The organism is Streptomyces sp. NPDC090445 (genome assembly GCF_044769385.1).
Lineage (GTDB): Bacteria > Actinomycetota > Actinomycetes > Streptomycetales > Streptomycetaceae > Streptomyces.
Genome location: NZ_JBIVXV010000005.1, coordinates 213,606 through 229,184 on the forward strand (window position 1 = coordinate 213,606; position 15,579 = coordinate 229,184).

The 15,579-nt window shown below is 71.2% G+C and carries 13 protein-coding genes; 10 read left to right on the top strand and 3 right to left on the bottom strand.

The window, feature by feature from the left end:
* Positions 1-13: 13 nt before the first annotated feature.
* The 6 genes from ruvB to ACIQUT_RS14290 all read left to right on the top strand — a co-directional run bounded on the left by ruvB (position 14) and on the right by ACIQUT_RS14290 (position 7,954).
* Positions 14-1,072, top strand: coding sequence for a Holliday junction branch migration DNA helicase RuvB (gene ruvB, locus ACIQUT_RS14265; protein ID WP_403562861.1), 1,059 nt, complete (start codon positions 14-16; stop codon positions 1,070-1,072).
* 166 nt (positions 1,073-1,238) lie between these two features.
* Complete coding sequence (gene yajC, locus ACIQUT_RS14270; protein ID WP_403562863.1) at positions 1,239-1,682, top strand: preprotein translocase subunit YajC; 444 nt, start codon at positions 1,239-1,241, stop codon at positions 1,680-1,682.
* Positions 1,683-1,840: 158 nt separating this feature from the next.
* Positions 1,841-3,628, top strand: a complete 1,788-nt coding sequence (secD, locus tag ACIQUT_RS14275; protein WP_403562865.1) for a protein translocase subunit SecD — start codon at positions 1,841-1,843, stop codon at positions 3,626-3,628.
* A 1-nt stretch (position 3,629) separates the two neighbouring features.
* Positions 3,630-4,691, top strand: a complete 1,062-nt coding sequence (secF, locus tag ACIQUT_RS14280; protein ID WP_403562867.1) for a protein translocase subunit SecF — start codon at positions 3,630-3,632, stop codon at positions 4,689-4,691.
* Positions 4,688-5,239, top strand: a complete 552-nt coding sequence (locus ACIQUT_RS14285) for an adenine phosphoribosyltransferase (RefSeq protein WP_403562869.1) — start codon at positions 4,688-4,690, stop codon at positions 5,237-5,239. Before secF ends, ACIQUT_RS14285 begins: the two co-directional genes overlap by 4 nt.
* Before the next feature lie 279 nt (positions 5,240-5,518).
* Positions 5,519-7,954: a RelA/SpoT family protein gene (locus ACIQUT_RS14290; RefSeq protein WP_403562870.1), complete on the top strand. Its 2,436-nt coding sequence runs from the start codon at positions 5,519-5,521 to the stop codon at positions 7,952-7,954.
* A 147-nt stretch (positions 7,955-8,101) separates the two neighbouring features.
* Here the strand turns inward: ACIQUT_RS14290 and ACIQUT_RS14295 are convergent, their stop codons facing one another.
* Both ACIQUT_RS14295 and ACIQUT_RS14300 read right to left on the bottom strand, forming a co-directional pair.
* Positions 8,102-9,331 carry a DUF349 domain-containing protein gene (locus ACIQUT_RS14295; RefSeq protein WP_403562872.1) on the bottom strand — a complete coding sequence of 410 codons (1,230 nt, stop codon included), beginning with the start codon at positions 9,329-9,331 and terminating at the stop codon, positions 8,102-8,104.
* A gap of 187 nt (positions 9,332-9,518) precedes the next feature.
* Entirely contained in the window at positions 9,519-10,304 is a 786-nt protein-coding gene (locus ACIQUT_RS14300) for a peptidylprolyl isomerase (protein WP_403562874.1), read from the bottom strand.
* A gap of 165 nt (positions 10,305-10,469) precedes the next feature.
* Between ACIQUT_RS14300 and ACIQUT_RS14305 the strand changes: the two genes are divergently transcribed.
* The 4 genes from ACIQUT_RS14305 (at position 10,470) to ACIQUT_RS14320 (ending at position 14,648) form a co-directional block, all read left to right on the top strand.
* Positions 10,470-11,183: an MBL fold metallo-hydrolase gene (locus tag ACIQUT_RS14305; RefSeq protein WP_403562876.1), complete on the top strand. Its 714-nt coding sequence runs from the start codon at positions 10,470-10,472 to the stop codon at positions 11,181-11,183.
* 10 nt (positions 11,184-11,193) lie between these two features.
* A complete protein-coding gene (gene hisS / locus ACIQUT_RS14310) occupies positions 11,194-12,453 on the top strand; it encodes a histidine--tRNA ligase (RefSeq protein WP_403562878.1) in 1,260 nt (419 codons plus the stop codon).
* Between the two features lie 189 nt (positions 12,454-12,642).
* On the top strand, positions 12,643-13,257 hold the full coding sequence (locus ACIQUT_RS14315) for a vitamin K epoxide reductase family protein (protein ID WP_403562880.1): 615 nt from the start codon (positions 12,643-12,645) through the stop codon (positions 13,255-13,257).
* A gap of 41 nt (positions 13,258-13,298) precedes the next feature.
* Positions 13,299-14,648, top strand: a complete 1,350-nt coding sequence (locus tag ACIQUT_RS14320) for a replication-associated recombination protein A (RefSeq protein ID WP_403562882.1) — start codon at positions 13,299-13,301, stop codon at positions 14,646-14,648.
* On the opposite strand, the gene ACIQUT_RS14325 is transcribed toward ACIQUT_RS14320, so the two are convergent.
* Entirely contained in the window at positions 14,645-15,307 is a 663-nt protein-coding gene (locus ACIQUT_RS14325; RefSeq protein ID WP_403562884.1) for a DUF2470 domain-containing protein, read from the bottom strand. The genes ACIQUT_RS14320 and ACIQUT_RS14325 overlap by 4 nt on opposite strands.
* Positions 15,308-15,579: the final 272 nt, after the last annotated feature.

The window sequence follows — 15,579 nt, forward strand, 5'->3', positions numbered from 1 at the left end:
GCAGACTGACACCGTGAACTGGGACGACGACAGCGAGCGCATTGTCGCGCCGGCCGCGGACGGCGAGGACACCGCCGTCGAGGCGGCCCTGCGCCCCAAGGACCTCGACGAGTTCGTCGGCCAGGAGAAGGTCCGCCAGCAGCTGGACCTGGTCCTCAAGGCCGCCAGGCAGCGCGGCGCCACCGCCGACCACGTCCTGCTCTCCGGCGCCCCCGGTCTCGGCAAGACCACCCTCTCGATGATCATCGCCGCGGAGATGGGGGCGCCCATCCGGATCACCTCCGGCCCCGCCATCCAGCACGCCGGCGACCTCGCCGCGATCCTCTCCTCCCTCCAGGAGGGCGAGGTCCTCTTCCTCGACGAGATCCACCGCATGTCCCGGCCCGCCGAGGAGATGCTCTACATGGCCATGGAGGACTTCCGCGTCGACGTGATCGTCGGCAAGGGCCCCGGCGCCACCGCGATCCCGCTGGAGCTGCCCCCGTTCACCCTCGTCGGGGCGACGACCCGGGCCGGCCTGCTGCCGCCCCCGCTGCGCGACCGCTTCGGCTTCACCGGCCACATGGAGTTCTACGCCCCCGAGGAGCTGGAACGCGTCATCCAGCGCTCCGCCCGCCTCCTCGACGTCGAGATCGACACCGCCGGCGCCGCCGAGATCGCCGGCCGCTCCCGCGGCACCCCGCGCATCGCCAACCGCCTGCTGCGCCGCGTACGGGACTACGCCCAGGTCCGCGCCGACGGGGTGATCACCCGCGAGGTCGCCGCCACCGCCCTCCAGGTGTACGAGGTGGACGCCCGCGGCCTCGACCGCCTCGACCGGGCCGTGCTGGAAGCCCTGCTCAAGCTGTTCGGCGGCGGCCCCGTCGGCCTGTCCACCCTCGCCGTCGCCGTCGGCGAGGAGCGCGAGACCGTGGAGGAGGTCGCCGAGCCGTTCCTCGTTCGCGAAGGCCTCCTCGCCCGCACCCCGCGGGGCCGCGTCGCGACCCCCGCCGCATGGGCTCACCTGGGACTTGTCCCGCCGCAGCAGGGCGGCGGCGGATCCGGCGGCCAGCAGGGCCTGTTCGGGGCGTGACGGCGCGCACGTTCGACCGGCCGGGAACTGCGGTGCCATGCTGGGCGTTGTTCCATCGGTGCGGACTCGCCTAGACTCCGCCGATGCCGACCCTTCGGGTCGGCGTGCCCACCCCCCGTAGAACAAAGGCCGTCTCCCCGGCGGTCGTGCGAAGGATCTCCGTCCCGTGAATCTCGTGACACTCCTCCCGTTCATCGTGCTCATCGGGGCGATGTTCCTGATGACCCGCTCCGCGAAGAAGAAGCAGCAGCAGGCCGCGCAGATGCGCGACCAGATGACGCCCGGCACCGGTATCCGCACCATCGGCGGCATGTACGCCACGGTCAAGGAGATCGGTGAGGACACCGTCACCCTTGAGGTGGCCCCCGGCGTCCACGCGATCTACGCGAAGATGGCGATCGCCGCCGTGCTGGACGACGCGGAGTACAACCGCATCGTGCACGGCGCCGAGACCCCGGCCGACCACGACGACTCGCCCGTCGTCCCCGACGACATCTCCTCCCTGACCAAGGACGAGACGGAGCCGAAGCTCGACCTGGGCAAGAAGGACGCCCCCGAGGGCGAAGAGCCCAAGGACGGCAAGGCCGACGGCGAGGCCGGCGCGAAGTAACACGCGCCCGGGGACCGCGGCGGCGCCCGACCGGCGGCCGCGCGGTCCCCGCCAGTGATACTTCTGCGGGGGGCAGGGGTCCCCACCACACATTTTCGTGGCCGTCCGCGCGCTGAGCGAAGCGCCGCCCGGGCGGTTGGACAGGGAGATACGACAAGGTGGCAGCACCGAAGAAGGGCCGACGGCCCACGGGGGCTCAGGGGAGGCCGGGCCGCGCCCTGGCCATCATCCTGATCGCGATGGTGGCGCTCACCGCGGGGATGTTCCTCTCGAAGCAGACGACCCCTCGCCTGGGCATCGACCTCGCGGGCGGCACGACCATCACGCTCAAGGCGAAGAGCGAGCCGGGCAAGCCGGACGCCGTCAACGAGACCAACATGAACACGGCCGTCGGCATCATCGACCGCCGTGTCAACGGTCTCGGCGTCTCGGAGGCCGAGGTCCAGACCCAGGGCCGCGACCACATCATCGTGAACATCCCCAAGGGGGTGAACGAGCAGCAGGCCCGCGAGCAGGTCGGCACCACCGCCCAGCTCTACTTCCGCCCCGTCCTGGCGTTCGCCGACGGCGCCCCGGCCGCCCCCGCGGCCACGCCGAGCCCGTCCGCGAGCCCGTCCGCGAGCACCTCCGGTGCCCCCAAGGCAGAGGGCAGCGCCAAGCCCGGCGCGCCGGCCACCCCGTCGTCCAGCGCCACTTCCCAGGGCCGCGCGGTCAGTGAGGCCCTCAAGGCCCCCGCCGCCACGGCCTCTCCCTCGCCCGCGGCGAGCGAGTCGAAGAAGGCAGACGACAACAAGGCCGCCCCGTCCCCCGTCCCGACCCCGTCGGGCGCGGAAGCGGCCGCAGCCGACCTCCAGGCCAAGTTCGCGGCCCTGGACTGCACCAACGAGCAGCAGCGCGTCGCCGCCGGCAAGGGCGCCAAGCCCGAGGAGCCGACCGTCGCCTGCGGCCAGCGCGGCACCGCCTGGGGCAAGTGGATCCTCGGCCCGGCCGGCGTCGCCGGTACGGACGTGAAGGACGCCAAGGGCGTCATCGACCCGCAGCGCGGTCAGTGGATCGTCACGATGCAGTTCACCGACAAGGGCGCCGACAAGTTCGCCAAGATCACCGGTGAGCTGGCCACCAAGCAGGCCCCGCAGAACCAGTTCGCGATCGTCCTCGACGGCAAGGTCATCTCCGACCCCTCCGTCAGCCAGGCGCTGACCGGCGGCAACGCCGAGATCTCCGGCGGCTTCACCCAGCAGTCCGCGCAGGACCTGGGCAACATGCTCTCGTACGGCGCCCTGCCGCTCTCCTTCAGCGAGGACAGCGTCACCACCGTCACCGCCGCCCTCGGCGGGGAGCAGCTCAAGGCCGGCCTCATCGCGGGCGCCATCGGCCTCGTCCTGGTCGTGATCTACCTGCTCGTGTACTACCGGGGCCTGTCGTTCATCGCCATCCTCAGCCTGATGGTCTCGGCGGTCCTCACGTACACGCTCATGGCGCTGATGGGCAAGGGCATCAACTTCGCCCTGAACCTGCCCGCCGTGTGCGGTGCGATCGTCGCGATCGGCATCACCGCGGACTCGTTCATCGTGTACTTCGAGCGCATCCGCGACGAGATCCGCGAGGGCCGCACCCTGCGCCCCGCCGTGGAGCGGGCCTGGCCGCGCGCCCGGCGCACCATCCTGGTCTCCGACTTCGTGTCGTTCCTGGCCGCCGCGGTGCTGTTCGTCGTCACCGTCGGCAAGGTGCAGGGCTTCGCCTTCACGCTCGGCCTGACCACCCTGCTCGACGTGGTCGTGGTGTTCCTCTTCACCAAGCCGCTCATGACGCTGATGGCCCGTACGAAGTTCTTCTCCAGCGGACACCCGTGGTCCGGCCTGGACCCGAAGCGCCTGGGCGCCCGCCCGCCGCTGCGGAGCTCCCGCCGCCGCAACCCCGCCCCCGTCGAAGCAAAGGAGGCGTGAGATGTCGAAGCTCGGAGATCTCGGCGCCAAGCTGTACCGCGGCGAGGTCGGCTACGACTTCGTCGGCAAGCGCTTCATCTGGTACGGCGTCTCGATCCTGATCACCATCACGGCGATCGTGGGCCTGGCCGTCCAGGGCCTCAACATGGGCATCGAGTTCAAGGGCGGTGCCGTCTTCACCACCGCGAAGACGACCGTCTCCGACACCAAGGCCCGGGAGCTCGCCAAGGAGGCCTCCGGCCACGCGGCGATCGTCCAGAAGCTCGGCAACGGCACCCTGCGCATCCAGATCGCCAGCCTGGACACCGACTCCGCCACCGACGTGAAGAAGAAGCTGGCGACCGGCCTGAAGATGCCGGAGCAGGACATCAACGCGGACCTGGTCGGCCCCAGCTGGGGCGAGCAGATCGCGAACAAGGCCTGGACCGGCCTCGCCGTCTTCATGGTCCTCGTGGTCATCTACCTCGCCATCGCCTTCGAATGGCGCATGGCGGTCGCCGCGCTGATCGCCCTGATCCACGACCTCACCATCACCGTCGGCGTGTACGCGCTGGTCGGCTTCGAGGTCACCCCGGGCACCGTGATCGGTCTGCTGACGATCCTCGGCTACTCCCTCTACGACACCGTCGTCGTCTTCGACGGCCTGAAGGAGAGCTCGAAGGACATCACGAAGCAGACCCGCTACACCTACGGCGAGGTCGCCAACCGCAGCATCAACGGCACCCTGGTCCGCTCGATCAACACCACGGTCGTGGCGCTCCTCCCGGTCGCCGGCCTGCTGTTCATCGGCGGCGGCTTCCTGGGCGCCGGCATGCTGAACGACATCTCGCTGTCGCTGTTCGTCGGCCTCGCGGCCGGCGCGTACTCCTCGATCTTCATCGCGACCCCGCTGGTCGTGGACCTCAAGGAGCGCGAGCCGGCGATGAAGGCCCTGCGCAAGCGGGTCCTCGCCAAGCGGGCCGCCGCGGCCGCCAAGGGCGAGTCCGTGGAGGACGAGGCGTACGACGCCGACGAGGCGCCGCAGATCGTGGCACAGGGCCGGGCCGCGGGGCGGCGGCGATGACCGCACTGCCCCCCGAGGTCCGCGAGCTGCTCCTCAGCCGTATCAAGGACGTGCCGGACTACCCCAAGCCGGGCGTGATGTTCAAGGACATCACCCCGCTGCTGGCCGACCCGGCGGCCTTCGCCGCGCTGACGGACACCCTCGCCGGGCTGGCCGCCCGCTACGGCGCGACGAAGATCGTCGGCCTGGAGGCGCGCGGGTTCATCCTCGCCGCCCCCGTGGCCGTCCAGGCGGGCATCGGCTTCGTGCCGGTCCGCAAGGCCGGCAAGCTGCCCGGGGCGACCCTCGCCCAGGCGTACGAGCTGGAGTACGGCACCGCCGAGATCGAGGTCCACGCCGAGGACCTCCGGGCCGGCGACCGGGTCATGGTCATCGACGACGTCCTCGCCACCGGCGGCACGGCCCACGCCTCGCTGTCGCTGATCCGCCGGGCCGGCGCCGAGGTCGCCGGCGTGGCGGTGCTCATGGAGCTGTCGTTCCTGCCGGGACGGGAGCGGCTGGCCGAAGCCCTCGCGGGCGCACCGCTGGACGCCCTGATCATCGTCTGACGGCCGATCGGCCGATCGGCCGGGCGGGCTGCCGCGCAACCACGCATCGGAGCGGCGGGCCCCGGGAATCCACCCCGGGCCCGCCGCTCCGGCACATCCGGGCCCGCCCCCCGGACTCCGCCCCCGCCGCCCGGGACCCGCGCACGGGCGGCGGCCGTCCGCGGTACGGGCAGGGGGAACAGGCAGACGGAACCCTCGCTACCATGGGATATCCGGACCTGACCGGGGCACCGGATCCTCCCCCGGACTCCGCCCGGGGGGACCCCCAGAGGAGCGCTCTTGCCAGACGAGGTCCAGCCACTCTCCGCCGCGCAGCCCGACCCCCAGGCCGACAAGGCCGCGGCGACCCCCGCCACGCCCGCGCCGGCGCCCCTCGCGAAGCCCGCACCGAGGCCCGCACCGACGAAGCCCGCAGGGTCCTCCAACCGTGTGCGCGCCCGGCTCGCCCGCCTCGGAGTCCAGCGTTCCAACCCGTACAACCCGGTCCTGGAACCCCTGCTGCGCATAGTCCGCAGCAACGACCCGAAGATCGAGACGGCCACCCTCCGCCAGATCGAGCAGGCCTACCAGGTCGCCGAACGCTGGCACCGGGGCCAGAAGCGCAAGAGCGGCGACCCGTACATCACCCACCCCCTCGCGGTGACCACGATCCTCGCCGAGCTCGGCATGGACCCGGCCACCCTCATGGCCGGCCTGCTCCACGACACCGTCGAGGACACCGACTACGGGCTGGAGGACCTCCGCCGCGACTTCGGCGACGCCGTCGCCCTCCTCGTCGACGGCGTCACCAAGCTCGACCGGGTCAAGTTCGGCGAGGCCGCCCAGGCCGAGACCGTCCGCAAGATGGTCGTCGCCATGGCCAAGGACCCGCGCGTCCTCGTCATCAAGCTCGCCGACCGCCTGCACAACATGCGCACCATGCGCTACCTCAAGCGGGAGAAGCAGGAGAAGAAGGCCCGCGAGACCCTGGAGATCTACGCCCCGCTGGCCCACCGGCTGGGCATGAACACCATCAAGTGGGAGCTCGAGGACCTCTCCTTCGCGATCCTCTACCCCAAGATGTACGACGAGATCGTCCGCCTCGTCGCCGAGCGCGCCCCCAAGCGGGACGAGTACCTCGCCATCGTCACCGACGAGGTGCAGACCGACCTCAGAGCCGCCCGTATCAAGGCCACCGTCACCGGCCGGCCCAAGCACTACTACAGCGTCTACCAGAAGATGATCGTCCGCGGGCGCGACTTCGCGGAGATCTACGACCTGGTCGGCATCCGCGTCCTCGTCGACACCGTCCGCGACTGCTACGCGGCACTGGGCACCGTCCACGCCCGCTGGAACCCGGTTCCGGGGCGGTTCAAGGACTACATCGCGATGCCCAAGTTCAACATGTACCAGTCGCTCCACACGACGGTCATCGGGCCCAACGGCAAGCCGGTCGAGCTGCAGATCCGCACCTTCGACATGCACCGCCGCGCCGAGTACGGCATTGCCGCGCACTGGAAGTACAAGCAGCAGACCGTCGCCGGCACCTCCAAGATCCGCACCGACGTCCCGCAGGCCGCCAAGGGCAGCGCCGGCCAGGACACCGTCAACGACATGGCCTGGCTGCGGCAGCTCCTGGACTGGCAGAAGGAGACCGAGGACCCGGGCGAGTTCCTCGACTCGCTGCGCTTCGACCTCTCCCGCAACGAGGTCTTCGTCTTCACCCCGAAGGGCGACGTCATCGCCCTGCCCGCCGGCGCCACCCCGGTGGACTTCGCGTACGCCGTCCACACCGAGGTCGGCCACCGCACCATAGGCGCCCGGGTCAACGGCCGCCTCGTCCCGCTCGAATCCACCCTCGACAACGGCGACCTCGTCGAGGTCTTCACCTCCAAGGCCGAGGGCGCCGGCCCCTCCCGGGACTGGCTCGGCTTCGTCAAGTCCCCGCGGGCCCGCAACAAGATCCGCGCCTGGTTCTCCAAGGAGCGCCGCGACGAGGCCATCGAGCACGGCAAGGACGCCATCGCGCGGGCCATGCGCAAGCAGAACCTGCCGATCCAGCGCATCCTCACCGGCGACTCCCTCGTCACCCTCGCCCACGAGATGCGCTACCCCGACATCTCGTCCCTGTACGCGGCGATCGGCGAAGGCCACGTGGCCGCGCAGGGCGTCGTCCAGAAGCTCGTCCAGGCCCTCGGCGGCGAGGAGGCCGCCAACGAGGACATCGAGGAGAGCGTCCCGCCGTCCCGCGCCCGCACCAAGCGGCGCGGCAGCGCCGACCCCGGTGTCGTCGTCAAGGGCGTCGACGACGTGTGGGTCAAGCTGGCCCGCTGCTGCACCCCGGTCCCCGGCGACCCGATCATCGGGTTCGTCACCCGCGGCAGTGGCGTATCGGTTCACCGCGCGGACTGCGTCAACGTGGACTCCCTCTCCCAGCAGCCCGAGCGGATCCTGGAGGTCGAGTGGGCGCCCACCCAGTCCTCGGTCTTCCTGGTCGCCATCCAGGTCGAGGCGCTGGACCGCTCCCGCCTCCTCTCGGACGTCACCCGGGTCCTCTCGGACCAGCACGTGAACATCCTCTCGGCCGCGGTCCAGACCTCCCGCGACCGGGTGGCCACCTCCCGGTTCACCTTCGAGATGGGCGACCCGAAGCACCTCGGCCACGTCCTGAAGGCCGTACGCGGCGTCGAGGGCGTCTACGACGTCTACCGCGTCACCTCGGCCCGCAGGCCGTAACGGCCGCAGCGGCCTACAGCGGCCTACAGCGGCCTGCGGCGGCCTGTGGCGGGGCCGCAGCCGCCCGGGCACCGGACGCAACGAGGGCCCCGGTACGCGATCGCGCGATCGCGTACCGGGGCCCTCGTTGCGTCCCGGGCCGACTGCTCAGCCGCCGAACTCCTCCAGGCCCTTCAGCGCCTGGTCCAGCAGGGCCTGGCGGCCCTCCAGCTCACGCGCCAGCTTGTCGGCCTTGGCGTTGTTGCCCGCCGCACGCGCCGCGTCGATCTCCGCACGCAGCTTGTCGACCGCCGCCTGCAGCTGACCCGTCAGACCGGCCGCACGGGCCCGCGCCTCCGGGTTCGTACGGCGCCACTCGCCCTCCTCGGCCTCCTGGATCGCACGCTCCACCGCGTGCATCCGGCCCTCGACCCGGGCGCGGGCGTCCCGCGGCACGTGGCCGATGGCCTCCCAGCGCTCGTTGACCGAGCGGAACGCGGCACGGGCCGCCTTCAGATCCGTCACCGGGACGAGCTTCTCGGCCTCCTCGGCCAGCTCCTCCTTCAGCTTCAGGTTCTCGACCTGCTCGGCGTCGCGCTCCGCGAACACCTCGCTGCGCGCCGCGAAGAACACGTCCTGCGCACCGCGGAAACGGTTCCACAGGTCGTCCTCGGCCTCGCGCTGCGCCCGGCCCGCCGCCTTCCAGTCCGCCATCAGCTCGCGGTAGCGGGCGGCCGTCGGACCCCAGTCCGTCGACTTCGACAGCGACTCGGCCTCGGCGACCAGCTTCTCCTTGACCTTGCGGGCGTCCTCGCGCTGCGCGTCCAGCGCCGCGAAGTGGGCCTTGCGGCGCTTGGAGAAGGCGGAACGGGCGTGCGAGAAGCGGTGCCACAGCTCGTCGTCGGACTTGCGGTCCAGCCGGGGCAGCCCCTTCCAGGTGTCCACCAGCGCCCGCAGCCGCTCGCCGGCGGCCCGCCACTGGTCGCTCTGCGCCAGCTCCTCGGCCTCGACCACCAGGGTCTCCTTGGCCGTCCGGGCCTCGTCCGCCTGCTTGGCCTTCTGCGCCTTGCGCTCCTCGCGGCGCGCCTCCACGTTCGCGATCAGCTTGTCCAGCCGCACGCGCAGCGCGTCGAGGTCACCCACCGCGTGGTGCTCCTCCACCTGCGTGCGCAGGTGGTCGATCGCGATCTGGGCGTCCTTGGCGGACAGATCGGTGGTACGCACCCGCCGTTCGAGGAGGCCGATCTCGACCACCAGGCCCTCGTACTTGCGCTCGAAGTAGGCCAGGGCCTCCTCGGGGGTGCCCGCCTGCCACGAGCCGACGACCTTCTCCCCCTCGGCAGTACGCACGTACACGGTGCCCGTCTCGTCGACGCGGCCCCACGGGTCGCTGCTCACAGCGCCTCCTCCACCTGATGCCTGCGAGGGGGTCCACCCCCGGGCATCGTCCACAGTTTCCTGGGGCGGGCAGCGCCCGCCCTGCACAACGCCAACATAGGCGACCGCCGGGCCGGCTGTCCGCATCCCGCACGACGGAATATCGCCGCGGGGGGCGCGGGGCCGGCCCGGCGCGCCGCCGGGTCCGTCAGTTCTGGGTGACGGCGCCCTTCTGGATGACCACCGGGGTCTTCGGGGCGCCGTCCTGGCCGCCCTCGGCCGTACCGGCCTTGGCGACCTCCTCCAGCGCCTTCAGGCCCGCCGCGTCGATCTTTCCGAACGGCGTGTAGGACGGCGCCAGCGGGCTGTCCTTGTAGACCAGGAAGAACTGGCTGCCGCCGGTGTGCGGGCGGCCCGTGTTGGCCATTGCCACCGTCCCCGCCGGGTAGACCACCTGGCCCTGCTCGTTCGGCTTGCCCAGGGCGTCGAGGTTCTCGTCCGCGATCGTGTAGCCGGGGCCGCCCATGCCGGTGCCCTCCGGGTCGCCGCACTGCAGCACGTAGATCCCGGACGTGGTGAGGCGGTGGCACTTGGTGTTGTCGAAGAAGCCCTTGTCCGCCAACGCCTTGAACGAGTTGACCGTCTCCGGCGTCTTGGCCGCATCCATGTCGATCTTGATGTCGCCGGCGCTCGTCTTCAGCGCGAAGGTGTACTTCGCCTTCGGGTCGATCGCCATCGCCGGAGCCGGGGACTGCTTCGGGGTCGGCTGGGCCGAGGGACTCGCCGCCGGGTCCGCCGCCTCGTCCTTCTTCTTGCCCGAGTCGAACACGCCGCCGACGATCAGGCCGACCAATGCGGCGATCACCACCGCCACCGCCGCGCCGATCACCACCGCCCGCTGCCGCCCCTTGCGCCGGGCCTCGGCCCGACGCTGCTGCTGACGCTCGAACTTCTCCCTGGCGAGCTGTCGCCGCCGCTGATCGCTCGTGACCACCGGGTCGTCTCCTTGTACGTGTCTGGTACCGCTGTCCGGGCTCGGTTATGCCGTACCGTATATGGGTTCGCTGCGGAACGAGCCGCGCCGGTAGGCTCTGAGCAGCAGCATTGGCGATCGACGGCCCGCTGCCGACCCTCCCGCCGGACACGAATGAGGACGAACGTGCTGATTGCCGGGTTCCCCGCAGGGGCCTGGGGGACCAACTGCTACGTGGTCGCCCCCGCCGCTGGCGAGGAGTGCGTGATCATCGACCCGGGCCACCAGGCCACCCAGGGAGTCGAGGAGACGCTGAAGAAGCATCGGCTCAAGCCCGTCGCGGTCGTCCTCACCCACGGCCACATCGACCATGTGGCCTCGGTGGTCCCGGTGTGCGGAGCGCACGACGTTCCCGCCTGGATCCACCCCGAGGACCGCTACATGATGAGCGACCCGGAGAAGGCCCTCGGCCGCTCCATCGGCATGCCGCTCATGGGCGAGCTCACCATCGGCGAGCCGGACGACGTCCGCGAGCTCACCGACGGCGCCGGGCTGAAGCTGGCGGGCCTCGACTTCACGGTGGCGCACGCGCCCGGCCATACCAAGGGGTCGGTGACCTTCCGGATGCCCGAGCAGGCCGACATCCCCTCGGTGTTCTTCTCGGGCGACCTGCTCTTCGCCGGCTCCATCGGACGCACCGACCTGCCCGGCGGCTCCCACGCCGAGATGCTCGAGTCGCTGGCCCGCGTGTGCCTGCCGCTCGACGACTCGACCGTGGTGCTGTCCGGCCACGGTCCCCAGACCACCATCGGCCGCGAGCGCGTGACCAACCCGTACCTGCGGGACGTCGCCGCCGGCCTCGGAGCGGACCCGACCGCCGCTCCACGACGAGGAATGTGACGAGACTTTCGTGAGCACCTTCAAGGCCCCCAAGGGCACGTACGACCTGATCCCGCCCCGCTCCGCCAAGTTCCTGGCGGTCCGCGAGGCCATTGCCGCACCCCTGCGCAACTCCGGCTACGGCTACGTGGAGACCCCCGGCTTCGAGAACGTCGAACTGTTCTCCCGCGGTGTCGGCGAGTCCACGGACATCGTGAGCAAAGAGATGTACACCCTCACGACCAAGGGGGGCGACCAGCTCGCCCTGCGTCCCGAAGGCACGGCGTCCGTGCTGCGCGCGGCACTGGAAGCCAACCTCCACAAGCAGGGGAACCTGCCGGTCAAGCTCTACTACTCCGGTTCGTACTACCGCTACGAGCGTGCCCAGGCCGGCCGCTACCGCCACTTCTCGCAGGTCGGCGCCGAGGCGATCGGCGCCGAGGACCCGGCCCTGGACGCCGAGCTGATCATCCTGGCCGACCAGGCCTACCGCTCCCTCGGCCTGAAGAACTTCCGCATCCTGCTGAACTCGCTGGGCGACAAGGAGTGCCGTCCCGCGTACCGCGAGACCCTCCAGGCCTTCCTGCGCGGGCTCGACCTGGACGAGGAGACCCTGCGCCGCGCCGAGATCAACCCGCTGCGGGTGCTCGACGACAAGCGGGACGACGTCCAGAAGCAGCTGGTCGACGCCCCGCTGCTGCGCGACTACCTCTGCGACGCCTGCAAGGCGTACCACGAGGAGGTGCGCGCGCTGGTCACCGCGGCGGGCGTGGTCTTCGAGGACGACCCGAAGCTGGTCCGAGGCCTGGACTACTACACCCGCACCACCTTCGAGTTCGTGCACGACGGCCTGGGCTCCCAGTCCGCGGTCGGCGGTGGCGGCCGCTACGACGGCCTGTCCGAGATGATCGGCGGCCCCGCGCTGCCCTCGGTGGGCTGGGCGCTCGGCGTGGACCGCACGGTGCTGGCTCTCGAGGCCGAGGGCGCGGAGCTGGCCATCCCGGGGAGCACGGACGTCTTCGCCGTCGCGCTGGGCGAGGCCAAGCCGACCCTGTTCGGCCTGGTCACCGAGCTGCGCCGGGCCGGTGTGGCCGCGGACATGTCGTTCGGCGGCAAGGGTCTGAAGGGCGCCATGAAGGACGCCAACCGCTCGGGCGCCCGCTTCGCCATCGTCGCGGGGGACCGGGACCTGGCCGAGGGGGTCGTCCAGCTCAAGGACATGGAGTCCGGCGAGCAGACGGCCGTGGCGCTGGACGCGCTGGTCGAGAGCGTGCGCGCGAAACTCGTGTGATGTGTGGAGGCCGGGCGGCGCATGCCGTCCGGCCTCGACCCCCGCGAGTGCGGGGAGCACGCGCCGCCGTTTGTCACGAACGCGTATATCTCCGGGTCACCCCCGCACGGGCGGGGAGCAGTTGACCGGACAACGACGGTGGCCGTACGTGGTTACTCCCCGGTCCCGGCCACAGGTCCGTGCGGCAGAATGCACCGCATGACGACTACAGGCGACAAGACCGTGCGGACCGTCGGCGCGAGCCGGGCGCTGGCCTGGCTGCTGGTGATCACCGGGGCGGCCGGGCTGCTTGCGGCCTGGGTGATCACGATCGACAAGTTCAAGCTGCTCGAAGACCCGAACTTCACGCCGGGCTGCAGCCTCAACCCCGTCGTCTCCTGCGGCAACATCATGAAGAGCGAGCAGGCGGCGGTGTTCGGCTTCCCGAACCCGATGCTCGGCCTCGTCGCCTACGGCATCGTGATCTGCGTCGGCATGAGCGTGCTCGCCGGGGCCCGGTTCCGCCCCTGGTACTGGCTGACCTTCAATGCGGGCTGCCTCTTCGGCGTCGTCTTCTGCGCCTGGCTGACGTACCAGTCGCTGTACACCATCGGCGCCCTGTGCCTGTGGTGCAGCCTGGCCTGGGTCGCCACGATCTTCATGTTCTGGTACGTCACCGCGCACAACGTGCGCGAGGGCATGCTGCCCGCGCCGGCATGGCTGCGCAGCTTCCTCGACGAGTTCACCTGGGTCCTGCCGGTCCTGCACACCGGGATCATCGGCATGCTGATCCTGACCCGCTGGTGGGACTTCTGGACCTCCTGAGCCCGCCGCGGGCTGTCGGCGCGAGCGCTTAGGCTTCCCGTGTGGAACCAGACCTGTTCACCGCCGCAGCCGAAGAGCGCCAGGAGAAGGACCCGGCGAGCTCCCCGCTCGCTGTCCGTATGCGCCCGCGCAACCTGGACGAGGTCGTCGGCCAGCAGCACCTGCTGAAGCCCGGATCGCCGCTGCGGCGGCTGGTCGGGGAGGGCGCGGGCGGCCCGGCCGGCTCGTCGTCGGTGATCCTTTGGGGCCCGCCCGGCATCGGCAAGACCACCCTCGCGTACGTGGTGAGCCAGGCGACGCAGAAGCGCTTCGTGGAGCTGTCCGCCATCACCGCGGGCGTGAAGGAGGTGCGGGCGGTCATCGAGGGCGCGCGGCGCGCGGCCGGCGGGTACGGCAAGGAGACCGTCCTCTTCCTCGACGAGATCCACCGCTTCAGCAAGGCCCAGCAGGACTCGCTGCTCCCGGCCGTCGAGAACCGCTGGGTGACGCTGATCGCGGCGACCACCGAGAACCCGTACTTCTCTGTCATCTCCCCGCTGCTGTCGCGTTCGCTGCTGCTGACGCTGGAGCCGCTCACCGACGAGGACCTGAGTGCGCTGATGCGCCGGGCCCTGACCGAGGAGCGGGGGCTGGGCGGGGCCGTCTCCCTGCCGGCGGACGCCGAGGCGCACCTGCTGCGGGTCGCGGGCGGGGACGCCCGGCGGGCGCTGACGGCGCTGGAGGCCGCCGCCGGCGCGGCGATGGCCAAGGGCGAGGACGGGATCAGCCTGAAGACGGTGGAGGAGACGGTCGACCGGGCGGCCGTGTCCTACGACCGGGACGGCGACCAGCACTACGACGTGGCGAGCGCGCTGATCAAGTCGATCCGCGGCTCGGACGTGGACGCGGCGCTGCACTACCTGGCCCGGATGATCGAGGCGGGGGAGGACCCGCGGTTCATCGCCCGGCGGCTGATGATCTCGGCGAGCGAGGACATCGGCCTGGCGGATCCGACGGCCCTGCCGCTCGCGGTGGCCGCGGCGCAGGCGGTGGCGATGATCGGCTTCCCGGAGGCGGCGCTGACCCTGTCGCACGCGACGATCGCCCTGGCGCTGGCCCCGAAGTCGAACACGGCGACGACCGCGATCGGAGCGGCGCTCGCGGACGTCCGGGCGGGCCTGGCGGGGACCGTTCCGGCGCATCTGCGGGACGGGCACTACAAGGGCGCGGCGAAGCTCGGGCACGCGGTGGGCTACGTGTACCCGCACGACGTGCCGGGCGCGATCGCGGCGCAGCAGTACGCCCCGGACGCGGTGCACGGCAAGCGGTACTACGAGCCGACGCGCTACGGCGCGGAGGCGCGGTACGCGGACGTGGTGGAGAAGGTCCGCGAGCGCCTGCGCGGTTCCTAGCGCTGGTTGCCGGCCGCGGCGAAGAGGTTCTGCATGGCGCGGTGCAGCCCGCGGACGTCGCCGACGGGGGTCGGGAAGTCGAAGCGGGCGTCGAAGGAGGAGGCCGAGTCCGGGCAGGTGAAGCGGACGCGCAGGCCGAGCCGGTCGAGGGCGAGGGGGACGGCGGTCAGGCCCGTGCTCTCCCGGGAGCCGAGCAGGGAGCCCAGGTCGCGGATCCGGTCGCGGTGGGCGGCGGCGAGGTGCTGGAGGAGCTCGGTCTCGTGGGCTGAAACCGGGTCGGGCTCGGCCGCGGCGAGGTCGTCGGGGTCGACGCGCTCGGCGCCCCACAGGTCGTCGACGGAGATGTCGCCGACCTCCAGCCGGAGCAGCACCCACCGCGGGCGGCCGTGCAGGCGCAGCAGCTCGCCCACCGGGTGGCGCTCGGCGAGGAGCGCGGCGCAGGCGGGCCGGTCCTCCTCGCCGACCGGGGTCAGCCACCCGGCGAGCCACGCGCGGCCTCGGATACGATGGGGCACGGACACCGGCGCCACATCCGTGATCTCGATCACGGCGGTGAGGTCGTCGTCCTGGGCGTGAGCGGCTGCCCTGGCAGCCGTGGATTCCCCTGATACCAGGAGGATCACGTCCCCGTCCGGGGTGACGGTCGCAGCGGCCGGCATCCCCGTCCACCACTCTCCCTGGTCACGAGCACCGGGCAGGGTGAGGGATACTGAGGCGTTGGACTCTACGAGGGTTCGTACGCGTTCGGCTCCGGTGAGCTGCCGAACGCCTTCCCTGGGACGCGGCTGACCTTGCTTATCGTCGTCGAAAGCGGATTCTGTTTCGTTGGAATCCGAACTCCGATGCGCACTGGGCAGGGGGATCCCATGCGGTCGAGACATTACGTCCTCCTCGATAAGGTAAGCCTCACCTAACTTACATGGAGGTAGGT